Annotated in this window: 16 protein-coding genes and 1 tRNA gene; 16 read left to right on the forward strand and 1 reads right to left on the reverse strand. The window is 58.0% G+C overall.

From position 1 onward, the window contains the following. The first annotated feature begins 175 nt into the window (after nt 1-175). The 4 genes from GA830_RS06655 (at nt 176) to GA830_RS06670 (ending at nt 3,493) form a co-directional block, all read left to right on the forward strand. Nucleotides 176-265: transfer RNA gene (locus GA830_RS06655), tRNA-Ser, on the forward strand. 49 nt (nt 266-314) lie between these two features. After that, nucleotides 315-1,319: a glycosyltransferase family 2 protein gene (locus GA830_RS06660; RefSeq protein WP_195164275.1), complete on the forward strand. Its 1,005-nt coding sequence runs from the start codon at nt 315-317 to the stop codon at nt 1,317-1,319. Continuing rightward, nucleotides 1,313-2,059 carry a ChbG/HpnK family deacetylase gene (locus GA830_RS06665; protein WP_195164276.1) on the forward strand — a complete coding sequence of 249 codons (747 nt, stop codon included), beginning with the start codon at nt 1,313-1,315 and terminating at the stop codon, nt 2,057-2,059. Before GA830_RS06660 ends, GA830_RS06665 begins: the two co-directional genes overlap by 7 nt. 27 nt (nt 2,060-2,086) lie before the next feature. After that, nucleotides 2,087-3,493: an ArnT family glycosyltransferase gene (locus GA830_RS06670; RefSeq protein WP_195164277.1), complete on the forward strand. Its 1,407-nt coding sequence runs from the start codon at nt 2,087-2,089 to the stop codon at nt 3,491-3,493. Here the strand turns inward: GA830_RS06670 and GA830_RS19935 are convergent. Next, complete coding sequence (locus GA830_RS19935; protein ID WP_258045708.1) at nt 3,474-3,968, reverse strand: hypothetical protein; 495 nt, start codon at nt 3,966-3,968, stop codon at nt 3,474-3,476. The genes GA830_RS06670 and GA830_RS19935 overlap by 20 nt on opposite strands. Between GA830_RS19935 and GA830_RS06680 the strand changes: the two genes are divergently transcribed. From GA830_RS06680 to GA830_RS06735, 12 genes are all read left to right on the forward strand, one after another. After that, a complete protein-coding gene (locus tag GA830_RS06680; protein ID WP_258045650.1) occupies nt 3,849-4,853 on the forward strand; it encodes an ABC transporter ATP-binding protein in 1,005 nt (334 codons plus the stop codon). The two genes, GA830_RS19935 and GA830_RS06680, sit on opposite strands and share 120 nt — an antisense overlap. Nucleotides 4,854-4,858: 5 nt before the next feature. Further along, a complete protein-coding gene (locus tag GA830_RS06685) occupies nt 4,859-5,779 on the forward strand; it encodes an ABC transporter permease (RefSeq protein ID WP_195164280.1) in 921 nt (306 codons plus the stop codon). Then, on the forward strand, nt 5,772-6,572 hold the full coding sequence (locus tag GA830_RS06690) for an ABC transporter permease (RefSeq protein ID WP_195164281.1): 801 nt from the start codon (nt 5,772-5,774) through the stop codon (nt 6,570-6,572). Before GA830_RS06685 ends, GA830_RS06690 begins: the two co-directional genes overlap by 8 nt. A gap of 16 nt (nt 6,573-6,588) precedes the next feature. After that, complete coding sequence (locus GA830_RS06695) at nt 6,589-7,623, forward strand: ABC transporter substrate-binding protein (RefSeq protein ID WP_195164282.1); 1,035 nt, start codon at nt 6,589-6,591, stop codon at nt 7,621-7,623. 384 nt (nt 7,624-8,007) lie between these two features. Beyond that, entirely contained in the window at nt 8,008-9,306 is a 1,299-nt protein-coding gene (locus tag GA830_RS06700) for an imelysin family protein (protein WP_195164283.1), read from the forward strand. A gap of 49 nt (nt 9,307-9,355) precedes the next feature. After that, complete coding sequence (locus tag GA830_RS06705; RefSeq protein ID WP_195164819.1) at nt 9,356-9,664, forward strand: (2Fe-2S)-binding protein; 309 nt, start codon at nt 9,356-9,358, stop codon at nt 9,662-9,664. Then, nucleotides 9,630-10,115 (forward strand): bacterioferritin, encoded by a 486-nt coding sequence (gene bfr / locus GA830_RS06710; RefSeq protein WP_195164284.1) that lies wholly within the window; start codon nt 9,630-9,632, stop codon nt 10,113-10,115. The genes GA830_RS06705 and bfr overlap by 35 nt, the downstream gene beginning before the upstream one ends. Before the next feature lie 59 nt (nt 10,116-10,174). Then, a complete protein-coding gene (locus GA830_RS06715) occupies nt 10,175-11,713 on the forward strand; it encodes a di-heme oxidoreductase family protein (RefSeq protein ID WP_374939308.1) in 1,539 nt (512 codons plus the stop codon). Next, nucleotides 11,714-12,799 (forward strand): imelysin family protein, encoded by a 1,086-nt coding sequence (locus GA830_RS06720; protein ID WP_258045581.1) that lies wholly within the window; start codon nt 11,714-11,716, stop codon nt 12,797-12,799. It abuts the gene before it with no gap. Between the two features lie 2 nt (nt 12,800-12,801). Then, entirely contained in the window at nt 12,802-13,902 is a 1,101-nt protein-coding gene (locus tag GA830_RS06725; RefSeq protein WP_195164285.1) for a DUF1513 domain-containing protein, read from the forward strand. A 77-nt stretch (nt 13,903-13,979) separates the two neighbouring features. Continuing rightward, the gene (locus tag GA830_RS06730) at nt 13,980-15,569 is read left to right on the forward strand and encodes a peptide chain release factor 3 (protein ID WP_195164286.1); all 1,590 of its coding nucleotides are present in this window, start codon (nt 13,980-13,982) and stop codon (nt 15,567-15,569) included. A gap of 50 nt (nt 15,570-15,619) precedes the next feature. Further along, entirely contained in the window at nt 15,620-16,279 is a 660-nt protein-coding gene (locus GA830_RS06735; RefSeq protein WP_195164287.1) for a peroxiredoxin, read from the forward strand.

Genomic DNA, 16,279 nt, shown 5'->3' on the forward strand with positions numbered 1-16,279 from the left:
GGCTGCGAGGCGACCTGTGCAATCATCACACATGAAGTTGACCCAGCGTGAGGAAAGATGAAGACGTCCACTCTATAGAGCCCGATAGAAAAGAAGGGGGCCTGTGCGGCTTGGCATTTGCGCAATGATCGACTAGAGGAGCCTCGTTGCCGTTCCGCGATGAACCGGCAGCCGTGGAGAGGTGGCCGAGTGGTTGAAGGCGCACGCCTGGAAAGTGTGTTTACGGGAGACCGTAACGCGGGTTCGAATCCCGCTCTCTCCGCCAGTCAGCCAGTGAATGCGATAGCTTTCGTTGTTCTTCGCGAGCCTCTGATATGACCCGAACGATCGCCATCGTGGTACCGGTTTTCAACGAAGCCGAAGGCTTGCAGGATTTTCTCGCGGCGCTCAATACGGTCTGCGATTCGATCTCACACGAGTACTCGGTCACCTTCCGTTATGTTTTTGTCGATGACGGCAGTCTGGATGCCTCGTTCGCGCGCCTCGCCGCACATGATTTTGGTACCCGCCCCGCACGCATCATCAAGCTCTCGCGCAATTTCGGCAAGGAGGCGGCCCTCAGCGCTGGCATCGATGCGGCGCAGGACGTAGACGCGGCAGTCCTGATGGATGCCGACCTCCAGCATCCCCCTGAAATGGTGCGCGAGTTCGTGCGTATCTGGCTGGAGGGCAGAGCCGACAGTGTATACGCTTACAAAACAACCCGACACGAGGCAGAAGGATGGGCGCGTGCGGGGCTCTCTCGTGCATTCTTCTGGGTGATCAATCGTGGCGCACGTTTCCGGATTCCCCAGAATGCCGGCGATTTCCGGCTGATCAACCGGCCATTTATGGACGCGCTGCGCAGTCTCCCTGAAAGCGAACGCTTTATGAAGGGGCTCTATGGCTGGATCGGTTTTCGTCAGATTGGGTTGCCGTTCACGCCGGCGGCGCGCCTGCACGGCGCATCCAGGTTCACCACGCTGCGCATCCTCGCAATAACTTTTGACGCATTGACCAGTTTCAGCACCACGCCGCTGCGTCTTATGGGCATTGCTGGTGGTGTCATAGCTGGCGCCAGCATGTTGTACGGTATCTATATCATCGTCGAGCGGCTGCTATCTTCCTCGCCACCTTCGGGGATAGCATCCTTGCTCGCATTGACTGCATTTTTCGGCGGCGTTCAGATGATCTTTCTGGGCTTACTCGGCGAGTATGTCGGCAAGGCCGTGACCGAATCGAAAAAGCGCCCTGCCTATATCGTGGCCGAAGATATCGACGCCGGCATGAACGCGCTTCGGGAAAGTCCCGCACCCGATACGATATCTGACCAATGCTGATTGCCGACGATTTTGGCCTGGGGCGCGGTCATGACCGGGTAATCCTGAGCCTGCTTGAAGCGGGTAAACTCGATGGAACGTCGGTGATGGTGAACACCGCAATAACGGCCCAAGATATTTCCCGGCTTCGCGCACTGCGCCGGGCAGGCGTGGCTCAGGTGGGACTGCATCTCAACCTGACACATGAGTTGCCGGGCATCGGCGCGACCTGGCGGCTGGGTTCCTTGCTGCTAATGGGGCTTGCCGGGCGTTTGCAGCGCGCTGCAATCAACCGCGCCCTCAGCAGCCAGGCGGATATTTTTGTAAACCTTTTCGGCGAGGGCCCCGATTTTATCGACGGCCACCAGCATTGTCATGTGTTTCCCGGCGTCGCCAAATTGGTCGCTCCTCTGGCAGGTAATGCTTGGCTGCGCATCCCTGTACCCTCAACGTGGGCACAAAAATGGCTGAATGTACGAGCCGGTGGCAACAAGACAGTGCTGATCATGATTTTTGCCTTGTGGGCGCGCCGGCTGTTCCGTGCCCAACGCTGCCAGACCAATAAGGATTTTTCCGGCTTCCTGCGGTTGGACCGACCACACGACGTTGCGCGGTGGCTCCCGAGAGTGATCGCACAAGCGGGGCAGGACTGCGTGGTGATGGTACACCCAGGTGATGCTACCGATCCCTTGCAATGCACTGGGCATGCACCCCGATCACGCGCCATTGAGGCTCAGATCATTGCCGAATATCGTCTCTGAAAAGAACAAGAAAAGAGCGGGTTTAGAATGGTAATACGTCCTTCCAGCGTTTGGTGGTTCCTCGCTTCGCTGCTTCTGATCCGCGTTCTGGCCATGATCTGGCTGCCTCTCACCGATCCGACCGAGGCGCGCTACGCTGAGATCGCGCGCAAGATGGCCGAGACCGGCAACTGGATCACACCTCAATTCGACTATGGCATCCCTTTCTGGGCCAAGCCTCCGCTGCACACCTGGCTGTCCGCGCTGGGCATTTTACTCCTGGGTCCGACGCCTTTTGCTGCACGCCTTTTCATACTTGTCGCTTCGCTGACCATGCTCTACGCCTTCTGGCGTTGGGCGAATTCTTGCGTGGGGCGCGATACTGCACGCACAGCTGTGCTGGTCGCGGCGAGCTCGGCCTTCTTCTTCGGAGCATCGGCCTATGTGATGACTGATATGGTGCTGACTCTCGGCCTGACGCTGTGCATGGCCGGGTTTTTTGCGGGTCTAGGTGGATCACGCAGTTGGGGTTGGCTGTTTTTCGTCGGCATCGCTGTCGGTCTGCTGGCGAAGGGGCCAGTTGCAACCGTGCTGGCCGCGTTGCCGATTGCCGCCTTCATGCTGTGGCGTGGCGGCTGGCGTGACCTCTTGAACCTTCCATGGCTGGGCGGCATTGCACTGGTATTAGTCACCGTCGTGCCCTGGTATGTAGCTGCCGAAATCGCGACGCCGGGATTCCTCTACTATTTCATCATCGGCGAGCACATAGAACGTTTCCTGGTTCCGGGATGGACCGGAGATCTCTACGGCGCCGGACGGGCACATGCATACGGCATGATCTGGGTCTATTTCCTCGCTTGCGCCTTGCCATGGAGCTTTTTTCTGCCTGAGTTTTTCTACAGGCTGCGCCGCGGGCTTCCCATCCGCTCGCAAGCAGACGGGCTGGAGCTTTATCTGTTTTTTTGGGTCCTTTCCCCTCTCTTCGTCTTCACTGCGGCAGCCAACATCTTGCCCGCCTATGTCCTGCCGGCCATCCTGCCTGCCGCGCTTCTCGGGACGCTTTTGTGGCGCAGTTCGCGTATGGGCGGAGACCTCCGGGCTGCATTGGCAGCCGGGATCATGGCTGTCGTCTTCGCGGTGCTGACGCTCGGAGCGGCGCTGTTCCCCGATCTGGACGCGCTGCCAAGCCAAGCGCACCTGATCAGCGAGGCCGGGCCCGGACGCATTGCCCTGCTCGGCCAGCGTAACTATTCAGCTGAATTTTACACGCGGGCAACAATTGCCCGCTTTGAAAACACGGACGCGCTTGCGGTTTGGCTGGCGCAAGGTGGTCCAGCCAGCATTCTCGTGCCCACCCCAATGCAGGCGGAATTTGTTGACCGCTTCGGCACTTCCACTGAACTGAAGGACAGCAACAACCGATACGCGCTGTTCGTCAGCAAACCATCGCTGTGACAATGCGCGCATAAACATTTTTAAGCATTTCATAATCAATAGAGACCTCGTCATTTTCAATGCGATCAACCTCCTCCCTGAATCGCACAGAAATGGCCCGCCGAACCTCCTCAATCGGCGGACTGTCTTCTTCCAGGAGGTGTGTGGTTAAATCTTTGTCGGGGTGAAGGGCATCGCGCGCTTGCCAAGGCATTCCCCATATGCTGACATTCCAAAAAATGCCGCTAGGGAACAGCGGCGAGAATGTGGGGTTTTCGTGCCGGATCAACCGGGTAAGAACGCTATCGAGGTAAAGGGAGTTAGCAAGGTCTTCGGTGCCGGCGAAGCTCAGGTTATCGCGCTCGACAACGTCTCGGTGTCTATCCGCGAAAATGAGTTTTTTACCCTTCTCGGCCCTTCGGGATGCGGCAAGACTACTCTTTTGCGGCTCATTGCAGGCTTTGATTTTCCTGTCCGCGGAGAAATATTGCTCCATGGCGAGGATATTGCTCCCCTTCCTCCGTTCAAGCGGCCGGTCAATACCGTCTTCCAGTCCTACGCCCTCTTCCCGCATATGACGGTGGCAGAAAACATCGGCTTCGGCCTGGAGATGCTCGGCCGTCCCAAAGCGGAGATCTCTTCACGCGTCTCCGAGATGCTCAAGCTCGTACAGATGGAGCCCCTGGCCAAACGTCGCACCAGCCAGATTTCGGGCGGGCAGCAGCAGCGCGTTGCCCTCGCTCGCGCTCTGGCGCCCCAGCCCAAGGTCCTGCTGCTCGACGAGCCGCTTTCGGCGCTAGACTACAAGCTCCGCAAGGAAATGCAGATCGAGCTGAAACGCCTTCAACTTGAAACCGGCATCACCTTCATCTTCGTCACTCACGACCAGGAAGAAGCGCTGACGATGTCGGACCGTATCGCCGTAATGTCGGCTGGCAAGATACTTCAGGTTGGCGCACCCACAGATATTTATGAGCGACCTGCCGACCGCTTCGTTGCCGACTTTATCGGCGAGAGTAATTTTCTGGATGCCACGCTGGTCTCAGTTGATGGTGGCAATGCCCGGGTGAGGCTTTCCACAGGGCGCGAGATCACTGCGAGCCTGCCAGACGACAGCGCACTGGGAAAACCGGTTAGCATTGTGGTTCGTCCCGAACATGCAAGGCTGGTTGCCCAAGGCGATGGGGCGGACTTGACGGGGACGGTCGACAATATCGTCTATCTCGGCACCGACACGCAATTCCACATTGGTCTGCCGGATGGCGGCCGGTTTATCATCCGTCAGCAGAACAGTAAAAACGGCGGCCCCCCGGATGTCGCCCGCGGTGACGCGGTGGGAATTCAGATTTCCGACAAATCCGCTCAGATACTGAAAGATTGATACTTATGGCGAGTGCAGCCGAAACAGCCAAGGCGAGAGAGCGCATCGAACTGCGCAATCGCTGGCTGCTCTCAGCGCCCGCTCTGCTGATTATCCTGGTGGCCGCCTCCGGCCCCCTTTTGATCGTCTTTCTTTATTCCTTCCTGTCGCCCGGTCCTTATGGCGATGTGAAGTGGCAGTTCTCTACCGGTGCCTGGGTGTCAGTGCTTCTGGAGCGCGACATTTTCGATGACACACTGTCGCTTGCCGATGCGCATCTGTCGATCTTCCTGCGCTCGGTCAAGCTGGCTTTCATCACCACGGTTTTTACCTTGGCACTAGGCTTTCCCACCGCCTATTTCATCGCAACGCGGGCGGAGAAGATGCGCGAGGTATGGCTCTTCCTCATCACCATTCCGTTCTGGACAAACCTGCTGATCCGAACTTTTGCGGTGCTGGAGATCATTCGTAACGAAGGCGTGATCAACACACTGATGATAAAACTGGGCATCACCAACAGTCCTGTCCAGATGCTTTTCACCGATTTCGCCATCACCATCGGCATGGTCTACGTGTACCTGCCGCTAATGGTGCTACCGCTTTTCGCCAGCATGGAAAAGCTCGATTTCCGACTCATTGAGGCCGGCTACGATCTCTACGCAACCCGCTTCAAGGTTTTGCGGAGCATCATTTTTCCGCTGGTCAAGCCGGGCGTCATTGCTGGCTCCATCCTGGTCTTCATCCCGGCTCTAGGTGCTTTTGTCACGCCCTCGGTGCTGGGCGGCGGCAAGAATTTGATGCTAGGCAATCTGATCGAGCTTCAATTCGGGCAGGGTCGCAACTGGCCGTTGGGTGCGGCACTCTCCATAACTCTGATGGCCATCGTCATGGTGGCGCTGCTTGCCTATGTGCGTAATGCAGGCTCCTCGGAGGTGCGCCATGGCTAAGCCATTTTCCGTTGAACGCCAGACCGGCTTCACCACCATCGCTGTGATCTGTTTTGTGGCGCTCTACGCGCCGATTGTCATCCTGGTCATCTATGCATTCAATGCCGGCGATTCGATTGCCTTGTGGGAGGGGTTCTCACTGCGTTGGTTCGCCAGCGCTGCGAAGAATGCGCAGGTGATGGAAGCATCATTGCGCTCGCTGCAAATCGCTTCTGCAGCGGCCATCCTGGCCACCACTGCTGCCACCATGGCAGCGCTCGCCACAACGCGAACGGCGCCCTATCGCGGATTGACGTTCAAATACGCCTTCATCAATCAGCCGCTAATGGTGCCTGAAATTGTGACCGCAGTGGCGCTTCTGATCTTCTTTTCACGGATCAAGGTTGCCACCGGCTATTCGGGTTTAGGTTATCTCATCACCGCGCACACGGCCTTCTGCATTCCTTTCGCTTACCTGCCCATTCGGGCACGGCTTGAAGGAATGGACCTGACGCTAGAGCGTGCTGCTGCCGACCTCTACGCTACGCCGTGGCAAACCTTTCGACGCATTACCCTGCCGCTTTTATGGCCGGGCATCCTGGCCGGGCTGATGCTCGCCTTCGTCATTTCGCTCGACGATGTCGTCATCACCAACTTCGTCAAATCGGGTGGGCAGGACACGCTGCCAACCTACATGCTCGGCCAACTCCGACGGGCGATCACGCCCGAAATGAACGCGATCTCGACCGTCTTTCTTCTGCTGTCGGTTGCCATCGTGACGCTGTTTTTCTTCATCAGCAGAAAACGCGACTGAACAGGGAGCAATTAGCATGAGACGGACACTGACTGCGACAGCCGCCGGCCTCGCAATGCTGGCATCGGCCAACATTGCAAGCGCCGAAGGCGTGCTGAATATCTACAATTGGGGTAACTACACCAGTCCCGAAATGATCAAAAAATTCGAGGATGAGTTCAAAGTAAAAGTGACCATCACCGATTATGATTCTAATGACACAGCACTGGCTAAAGTGCGTCAGGGCGGCCACGGATTTGATATCGTTGTGCCCTCGCAGAACTATGTGGCTATCTGGATTTCGGAAGGCCTGTTGCTCGAAACGCGGCCCGACCAGATGGAAAACTTCAAGAACGTCGCCGAAGAATGGAAGGGTACGGAGTTCGATCCCGGTCGCCACTACACCGTGCCATGGGCCATGGGTACCGTTGGCGTGGTGGTCAACACCGATGTCTACAAGGGTGACATCAACACCTGGGGCATCATTTTCGATACGCCAGACGAATTGAAAGGCAAGGTCAATGTCGTTCCCGAGATGAACGACGTCATTGACGCCGCTGTGCTCTACAATGGCGGAAAGAAGTGCACTGGCGACAAGGAGATCCTGAAAAAAGTGCGCGATACCCTCGTCGCGGCCAAGCCAAATTGGGTTGCCATGGAATATGGCACCATTGAAAAGATGCTGGCCGGTGATTTTTCGGCGGGTAGCGACTGGAATGGTTCTGCCCTGCGCCAGAGGTTGAAGAACCCTGCCATACACTTCGGCTATCCCAAGGAAGGCTTCGTCAACTGGAGCGACAATGTCGGCGTGATCAAGGATGCCAAGAATGTCGAGAACGCCAAGCTCTTCCAGAACTTCATGATGGACCCGAAGAACGCAGCTATGAACTCTGCCTTCCACCGCTATGCGAACGGCATTGCCGGTTCGGATGAATTCATGCCCGAAGACATGAAGGACGCGCCGGAGGTCAATGTCCCGGAAGAATTCAAAGCAGTCGGCGTTCCCTCACAGACCTGCGCGCCGGAAGTGCAAGAGATCTACACACGCATCTGGACTGAGCTGCAGAAGTGAAAGCGGTCCCGCGCGGCCTTGCAGGGCCGTGCGGACTCCCCCGTATGGCAAACGGTAGCAGAACATGACAATTCTAGTTTAGAATAGTTCCAAGGTATTGATTTAATATAGGTTTTCCCAGGAGGTCCATTGACTCACGCCTCTAAAGGCGTTTTTATGGACCGGTGCCCTTAAGGCACATCCCTTTGATGTCTGGGCCTTGAACCCGTTTGATTGAAGGACATGATGTCTGGTTGTGCGCGTAGGCGCGCAGCAAGCGCCCCTCCGGGCCTTCATCTGTTCGAACGCAACAAGTCCAAGCCTTTTTTCACGGGGGCGCACCGCTGGTCGGGGCCGCCACAAAAGCACATGGCGCATCAGAAGCGCGCCTGAGGAGACTTGTTGATGCCGTTCCCGCTTACCCGAAATCCCGCGCGCATGTTGGCAATCGCAGCAACAGCTGCGCTGACAGCCGCAGCATTCATATTGCCGGCTCGCGCCGAAATGGACCTCAACGCCATCGTTGCTAATTATGTCGATATCGGTGCCGCCACTTATGAAGACGCGCTGAACACAGCAAAAGTGCTCGACGGTGCGATTGACGCGATGATCGCCGCCCCATCTGAAGCCGCACTTATTGAGGCTCGTGAGGCTTGGAAAGCTGCGCGAGTGCCCTACCTGCAGTCCGAGGTGTTTCGCTTCGGCAATCCCATGGTTGACGACTGGGAGGGCCGCGTGAATTCTTGGCCGCTGGATGAAGGCCTGATCGACTATGTAGACGCTGGGTATGGCAACGAATCCGACGAGAATACGCTTTACACAGCCAATATCATTGCCAATTCTTCGATCGAGATCAACGGCGCGACGGTCGATGCTTCGGTTATCACCCCTGGGTTCATTTCCAAAACGCTGCAGGAAGCCGGCGGCATCGAGGCCAATGTTGCGTCCGGCTATCACGCCATCGAATTCCTGCTTTGGGGTCAGGATTTGAACGGCAACGGCCCCGGCGCCGGCACCCGGCGCTATACCGATTACGACCGCGAGAAATGCACCGGCGGCAATTGTGACCGTCGCAGCCAGTATCTTGCAGCCGCGTCAGATTTGCTGGTCGCAGATCTACAGGAAATGGCTGACAACTGGGCCACCGATGGCGCCGCGCGCAAGGCGCTTCTGGAACGCGGCGCGAATGCCGGCATCTCAGCCATTCTTACGGGAATGGGCTCGTTGTCTTATGGCGAACTCGCAGGTGAGCGGATGAAGCTTGGCCTTCTCCTGCACGATCCGGAAGAGGAACAAGATTGCTTTTCCGACAACACGCACAACTCGCATCTTTACGACGCTGTCGGCATTCGCAATATCTATCTTGGTCGTTATGCCCGAGTGGATGGAAGAATCGTTGAGGGGCCATCTGTTTCCGCCCTGGTGAAGCAAACAGACGATGCGCTGGACACAGAGCTTTCAGCCAAGCTCGATGCTACGGTGGCCAGGATGGAGGCCGTGAAGGCCCGGGCCGAGGCTGGCGAGGCCTATGACCAGCAGATCGGGGAAGGGAATGCTGAAGGCAACGCCGCCGTACAGGCAGCCATCGATGCCCTGATCGACCAGACCAAATCCATCGAGCGTGTGGTCACCACACTGAAGCTCGGTGAGATCGCCTTTGAGGGGTCCGACAGTCTTGATACACCTGCCAAGATTTTCCAGTAAAACGTCCCAAGCCATGGGTGTCGCACCCGCCAGCAATACCGGTTTCATAATGCTGATTTGCCATTGCAACGTCATCACGGCCAAAGAGATCGAAGAGACAATCATCGACCTGCTCGATGCGGATCCTTGGGTGCTCATCGTGCCAGCAAAAGTGTATCACGCCATGCACAAGCGCGGGCGCTGTTGCGGCTGCTTCCCAAATGTGGTCGAAACGATCATCCGGGTAACAGAAACCTACCACGCGCGATTGCAGGCGCCCGGGGATGTCGTTTCACATCTGGACCGGGTGCGCGCGCTGCGGGTTCAATTCGGGAGCAGACCCCATGAAGGGCGAACCACAAGTCATCGAGCGGCTTAACGAAGCACTGTTCCTTGAGCTCGGCGCGGTCAACCAGTACTGGCTGCATTATCGACTGCTCGAGGATTGGGGCTACATAAAGCTGGCCAACAAGGAACGTGCCGAATCCATTGAGGAAATGCATCACGCCGACAAGATCATCGCGCGCATCATTTTCCTTGAAGGGCACCCGAACCTCCAATCCGTGGGCCCTCTCAGGATTGGCCAGAACGTCAAGGAAGTGCTGGAGTCGGATCTTGCTGGTGAGTATGACGCCCGCACCTCTTACAAGCGCTCACGCGAAATCTGCGACGAAGTCGGTGACTACGTGACGATGAAACTATTCGAAGAACTGCTCCAGGATGAGGAAGGCCATATCGACTTCCTCGAAACTCAGCTCGACCTGTTGTCCTCGCTCGGTGAGGAAAAATACGGCCTGCTCAACGCCGCATCGGCAAACGACGCGGAATAGGACAATGGATGGCGCGCGCGACTGACGAATGGAAGAGCGCGCGCCGGCATGCCCTTTTTTTGAACGGCCACCCTGTCCGGGTGGTGTTTGCTGCGGTCATGCTGGTTGCGGTCACTGCGCCAACCCTTCACGCAAATGACGCGGCAGCAGTTATCCACGCCACACGACAGGACCTGACGGATGTGGAAATGTCGCGGGTTGAGGCGATCACCCGCGCGACAGACGACTTCTCAAAGGCAGAGCCCTTTGAAGACCTGCCAGCCGGCGCTGCGACATCGCGCAAGCGGCCGAACCGCGATGCCTTTTCACGATCCTCGGCAAATCTCACTTTTGAAGAGGAAGGCAAGTTCAAACTCGGCAACGGGCTGTTTCGCAAGTTGTGGGTGTCGTCACCCTCATCCACGCAAGCCTCCGACGGGCTCGGCCCATTGTTCAATGCCCGCGCCTGTCAGAGCTGCCATCTGAAGGATGGCCGCGGCCACCCGCCGGAGGGAAATTCCGACGCCACCTCCATGTTCCTGCGTCTGGCCAGGCAGGCTGAAACCGAAGAGGAGCGTCAGGCTATTGCCGACCACAAAGTCCTTAATTTCCCTGATTACGTCTATGGCGGCCAATTGCAAGATCTGGCGGTGCCGGGCCTGGTAGCCGAAGGCAAAATGTCAATTTCCTATGAGGACATACCTGTCACGCTCGGCGACGGAACGCAATTTTCGCTGCGCAGCCCCAGCTACTCCGCAGTCGACCTGGCACAGGGGCCGCTCGCGCCCGGCACGACGCTCTCGGCTCGCGTTACCCCCCAAATGATCGGGGTCGGGCTCGTCGAACAGATCCACCCCGCCGACATCCTGGCCCGTTCCGACCCGGATGACCGCGACGGCGACGGCATTTCCGGCAAGGCGGCGTTTATCCGCGATCCTGTATCGGGCCAACTGGCGCTTGGCCGTTTTGGTTGGAAGGCATCCGCCGCCTCGATCCGCCAGCAGACAGCCGAAGCCTTTGCCGGCGATATAGGCATCTCCACGCCGGAAGTACCAAAACATTGGGGCGACTGCACGCCCGCACAGGTCGACTGTCTCGCGCTCCCCAATGGCGTTCAGGATCGGTTGGGTGGCGTAGAAGCTCCCGATCCAATCATGGATCTGGTCACCTTCTATTCGCAAAACCTTGCCGTGCCGGCCCGCCGGGGTGCCGGTTCGCAGGATGTTCTCGCGGGCAAGAAAGTGTTTTACGATCTCGGCTGCGCGTCCTGCCACACGCCAAAGTATGTCACCCGGCGCGATGCGCCCAACGCAGCGCATGCCTTCCAGCTCATCTGGCCATATTCCGACTTCCTGCTGCACGACATGGGGAGTGGGCTGGCAGATGGCCAACAGGTGGGCGACGCCGATGGCAGTGAATGGCGCACTCCGCCGCTGTGGGGCATAGGGCTCACAGAACAGGTCAGCGGCCATACCTTTTTTCTACATGACGGCCGCGCCCGCAACCTCACCGAAGCCATCCTTTGGCATGGTGGTGAGGCGCAAAAAGCCCGCGCCGGATTTGCAGCACTGCCCACAAAAGAGCGCAATGCGCTGATCGCCTTCCTGGAGTCGCTTTAGATGGTCTTTCAACGCTTGGCCGCTGCCATATTGTTTGCGCTGCCTTTCCTTGTCCCCTCAGCCGGGGCGTCCGAGGTCGACACGAAGGCAGTCGTCACGCAGGCGATCGACGGGTTCATTCGCCCAGCCTACAGCGATTTTCATGCCTCGACAGAAGCGCTTGATATGGCGATGGGTGCGCTTTGCCGTACCCCATCCAACGCATCCCTTGGAGAAGCGCGTCAGGAATTCTCTAGGGCCGCGCTGCACTGGTCGCGAGTCGAACTGGTCCGCTTCGGGCCGGTCACCGTGGAGAACCGACTGGAGCGCATCCTGTTTTGGCCCGATCGCAAGGGCACGGGCCTCAGGCAGGTGCAAGCGGCGCTCGCGGCCCGCGATGCCACGGCCACGGATCCCGCACAACTGGCGCAAAAGAGCGTTGCGATGCAGGGGTTGGGCGCGCTGGAATTCATCCTTTTTGGAGCCGATGCCGACACGCTGGCCGAGACGGGCGCAGAAGGCTATCGTTGTGCCTACGGGCACGCCGTCGCAGGCAATCTCCAATCCATCGCCGGTGCAGTGGCCGCTGAATGGCAAGAACCGAGCGGTTTTGCCGGCATTTGGACCAACTTTGGCCCGGAAAACCCGCTCTACCGCACCGGCGACGAGGCGCTTACCGAGTTTTTGGAAATTTTCATCAACGGGCTAGAGCTTCTCCGCGATCAGCGGCTCGGTGCCTTCCTGGCCGATGAGCCGCAGGGCGACCGGCCCAAGCAGGCGCTTTACTGGCGTTCGCAGAACACCGGGCCGATGCTGGCCGGCATGATGGGCGGTCTGAAGAGCCTTTTCGACGCATCAGGCATCGAACTGGCTCTGCCCGATACCGCCAGCTGGATAGCCAGTTCTGCCGAATTCGAGCTCAACAATGGCATGTCCGCGGCGAGTTCCGTCACAGGCCCGATCGACAAGGCACTTGCCGATGAGGCTATCCGAGGGAAGCTCGTTTATTATGGGGTGGTGACATCCAGTCTCTCGGAAATTTTTGGCATGCGGCTGACCGGGGAGCTTGACCTCACCGCCGGCTTTTCCTCGCTCGATGGAGATTAGCGATGCTTATCAGCCGGCGCGCATTCCTGCGGGCAGCAGGTGCGGGCTTTACCGCCATGCTTTCGCCGTCAGCGCTGGGCGCTGTAGAGGCGGCGGATGCAGTTTACGCCACCGCCTTTCAGCGCCGCGACGGAACCTATGGAGTTGGCATCCTGTCAGAAGACCGTCAGCTTCTGTTCACGGCACCACTGCCGGACCGTGGCCATGACGTCACCTTTGATCCCGTCTCGCGCCGCGCGGTGGTGTTTGCCCGCCGGCCCGGCACCTTTGCCGTAGTGTTCGATCACGTCAGTGAGAGAGCGCCGCTGACCATCACAAGCGTTGAAGGCCGCCACTTTTTTGGCCATGGCGTATTTTCGCCCGATGGCAAGCTGCTCTACGCAACCGAAAACGATTTCGACAACGCCGCCGGGATGATCGGTGTTTATGACGCAACACAGAAATTTACCCGTGTCGGTGAGTTCCCGACCCATGGCATGGACCCGCACGATCTGCTGCTGATGGCGGACGGCAAGACTCTTGCCATTGCCAATGGCGGCATCGAGACCCATCCCGACTTTGGCCGCGCCAAACTCAACCTCGCCACCATGCAGCCCTCGCTGGTCTTCCTTGATCGCGAGCACGGCTCGCTCGTCGAGCGGCATGTCTTACCCACCAGGCTGCATCAGCTTTCGATCCGCCATATGGATGTTGACGGCGCGGGCATCGTCTGGTTTGGCTGTCAGTATGAAGGTCCAGCCAGCGACTTCCCGCCGCTTGTCGGCCGTGCCGCGCCGGGCGCGGAGTTTAGCCTCATCGACATGCCTCAGGATGCGCTTTCCAGCTTACGCAACTATGTCGGTTCCGTCACCACAAACCGGGAGGCCGGCACCGTTGCGGTGACCTCTCCGCAAGGCAACAGGCTTGCTATTATCGACGCCGCCACCGGCACGATGCGCGCCACCCAGAGCCTAACCGAAGTCTGCGGCATCGCGCCGAAGGGCGATAGCTTCCTTGCCACTTCAGGCACCGGCACTATTCTCGATGCGGCGGGCCAAAGGACCGTGATGGACGATTATGTCTGGGACAACCATTTGCTACGCATCACCCAACCCCCCGCCTAAAGCAGGCCGGGCTAAACAATTCGACAGTCCGCCATGCCGCTGCTAGAAGCCGCGCGACCAGAATGGATTTTTCGACATTGACTGACGACCTTGAAAAAGCGGTTTCGCGCCGCCGCACCTTTGCAATCATCGCCCACCCTGATGCCGGCAAGACCACGCTGACTGAAAAGCTTCTGCTTTTTGGTGGTGCCATCCAGCTTGCGGGTGAAGTGAAGGCCAAAAGAGACCGTATCCAGACGCGCTCCGACTGGATGAAGATCGAGCGCGAGCGCGGCATTTCCGTCGTCACCTCGGTGATGACCTTCGAATATGAGGACAATGTCTACAATCTGCTCGACACGCCGGGCCATGAAGATTTTGCCGACGACACCTACCGCACGCTGTCGGCTGTCGACAGCGCGGTCATGGTCATCGACGCGGCCAAGGGCATTGAGCCACGCACGCTAAAACTTTTCGAAGTGTGCCGTTTGCGCGATATTCCGATCGTCACCTTCATCAATAAAATGGATCGTGAAAGCCGCGATCCTTTTGAAATACTAGATGAAATCGAGCAAAAGCTGGCGTTGGATACGGCGCCCATCACTTGGCCAATTGGCCGCGGCAAGACATTTTCTGGCACCTATCATCTGCAGCAAAATGCAGTCCGCCACGGCGATGCCGAAAAAGAACGCACCCCGGTTGATGGTCCTGAAAGCGCTCTGGCAGCCGGCATGTTGCCCGAGAATGAGCGCGAAGCCTTTATCGAAGAACTCAGCCTTGCCCGCGAAGCCTGTCGTCCATTTGATCGGGAAGCGTTTCGCGAAGGCCATCTCACGCCGGTCTATTTCGGCTCGGCGCTGCGCAATTACGGTGTGCGCGATCTGATTGAAGCGCTCGGCGCTTTCGCCCCGCCGCCCCGCGCCCAGGAAGCAGATACCCGCCGCGTCGAGGCCACAGAAGAGAAGATGACCTCCTTTGTGTTCAAGATTCAGGCCAATATGGACCCAAATCACCGCGATCGCATCGCTTTCGTGCGCGTTTGCTCCGGTACGCTTCAGCGCGGCATGAAGGCCAAGCTGGTCCGCACCGGCAAGCCAATGAGCCTGTCTGCACCGCAATTCTTCTTCGCCCGCTCGCGCATCACCGCCGATGAGGCTTTTGCAGGTGATGTGGTGGGTATTCCAAATCACGGCACACTGCGCATCGGCGACACGCTGACCGAGGGCGAAGAGATACTCTTCCGCGGAGTTCCCAACTTTGCCCCCGAAATCCTGCGCCGCGTGCGTCTTGGCGATGCCATGAAGGCCAAGAAACTCAAGGAAGCGCTTCACCAGATGGCCGAAGAAGGCGTGGTTCAGCTGTTCTCACCAGAAGACGGCTCGCCTGCAATCGTCGGTGTAGTCGGCGCGCTTCAGCTCGATGTTTTGAAAGAACGTCTGTCTGCCGAATACACGCTGCCGGTCGAATTCGAGATGGCACGCTTTTCGATATGCCGCTGGATGGAAGCAGATGATCCAGCCGAGATCGACCGCTTCATCGAAGCCCATCGCGGTGATATTGCCCGAGATCTGGATGATGATCCGGTGTTCCTGGCGCAGCATGAGTTTTCGCTCAATTATGAGGCCGAGCGCTGGAAAGCCGTGCGCTTCAAGACCATCAAAGACTACCAGGTGCGAGACGCGGCCTGAGTTCTGGCGGAATTACATTCCACAAATAAGCGAGACAGGGAGACACGATTATGAGCCTTCGCATCAATCAGCTTGCGCCGGATTTCACAGCAGAGACCACACACGGCCAGAAGAACTTTTACGACTTCATTGGCGATGGCTGGGCCGTGCTTTTCTCACACCCCAAGAATTTCACTCCCGTTTGCACAACCGAACTCGGCGCAATGGCCGGTCTTGAGGGTGAATTTGACAAGCGCAATGTCAAGATTATCGGCATTTCGGTGGATGCGGTCGAAGACCATCACCGCTGGAAAGCGGATATAGAAAAGGCGACCGGTCACAAGGTGGATTATCCGCTGATCGCCGATAATGATCTGGCCGTTGCCAAGCTCTATGACATGCTGCCCGAAGATGCTGGCGACAGCGCTGCCGGCCGCACGCCCGCCGATAATGCGACAGTGCGTTCAGTTTACGTCATTGGCCCGGACAAGAAAATCAAGCTGATCCTTACCTATCCGATGACAACAGGCCGCAATTTCAATGAGATATTGCGCGCCATCGATTCCATCCAGCTTACGGCAAAGCATCAGGTGGCAACACCTGCCAACTGGCAGCAGGGCGAAGATGTGATCATCACCGCCGCCGTATCAAATGAAGACGCGATCACCCGCTTTGGTGCGTTTGAGACGATCCTGCCCTATCTGCGCAAGACCAAGCAGCCTGCGAATTAG

It is taken from the genome of Mesorhizobium sp. NBSH29, from assembly GCF_015500055.1.
Classification (GTDB): domain Bacteria; phylum Pseudomonadota; class Alphaproteobacteria; order Rhizobiales; family Rhizobiaceae; genus Neomesorhizobium.

Excerpts from the sequence above, each read along its gene's own strand:
- GA830_RS06660 (WP_195164275.1), top strand. The coding sequence starts at position 315 with ATGACCCGAACGATCGCCATCGTGGTACCGGTTTTCAACGAAGCCGAA.
- GA830_RS06665 (WP_195164276.1), top strand. The coding sequence starts at position 1,313 with ATGCTGATTGCCGACGATTTTGGCCTGGGGCGCGGTCATGACCGGGTA.
- GA830_RS06670 (WP_195164277.1), top strand. The coding sequence starts at position 2,087 with ATGGTAATACGTCCTTCCAGCGTTTGGTGGTTCCTCGCTTCGCTGCTT.
- GA830_RS19935 (WP_258045708.1), bottom strand. The coding sequence starts at position 3,968 with ATGGAGCAATATTTCTCCGCGGACAGGAAAATCAAAGCCTGCAATGAG.
- GA830_RS06685 (WP_195164280.1), top strand. The coding sequence starts at position 4,859 with ATGGCGAGTGCAGCCGAAACAGCCAAGGCGAGAGAGCGCATCGAACTG.
- GA830_RS06690 (WP_195164281.1), top strand. The coding sequence starts at position 5,772 with ATGGCTAAGCCATTTTCCGTTGAACGCCAGACCGGCTTCACCACCATC.
- GA830_RS06695 (WP_195164282.1), top strand. The coding sequence starts at position 6,589 with ATGAGACGGACACTGACTGCGACAGCCGCCGGCCTCGCAATGCTGGCA.
- GA830_RS06700 (WP_195164283.1), top strand. The coding sequence starts at position 8,008 with ATGCCGTTCCCGCTTACCCGAAATCCCGCGCGCATGTTGGCAATCGCA.
- GA830_RS06705 (WP_195164819.1), top strand. The coding sequence starts at position 9,356 with ATGCTGATTTGCCATTGCAACGTCATCACGGCCAAAGAGATCGAAGAG.
- bfr (WP_195164284.1), top strand. The coding sequence starts at position 9,630 with ATGAAGGGCGAACCACAAGTCATCGAGCGGCTTAACGAAGCACTGTTC.
- GA830_RS06720 (WP_258045581.1), top strand. The coding sequence starts at position 11,714 with ATGGTCTTTCAACGCTTGGCCGCTGCCATATTGTTTGCGCTGCCTTTC.
- GA830_RS06725 (WP_195164285.1), top strand. The coding sequence starts at position 12,802 with ATGCTTATCAGCCGGCGCGCATTCCTGCGGGCAGCAGGTGCGGGCTTT.
- GA830_RS06735 (WP_195164287.1), top strand. The coding sequence starts at position 15,620 with ATGAGCCTTCGCATCAATCAGCTTGCGCCGGATTTCACAGCAGAGACC.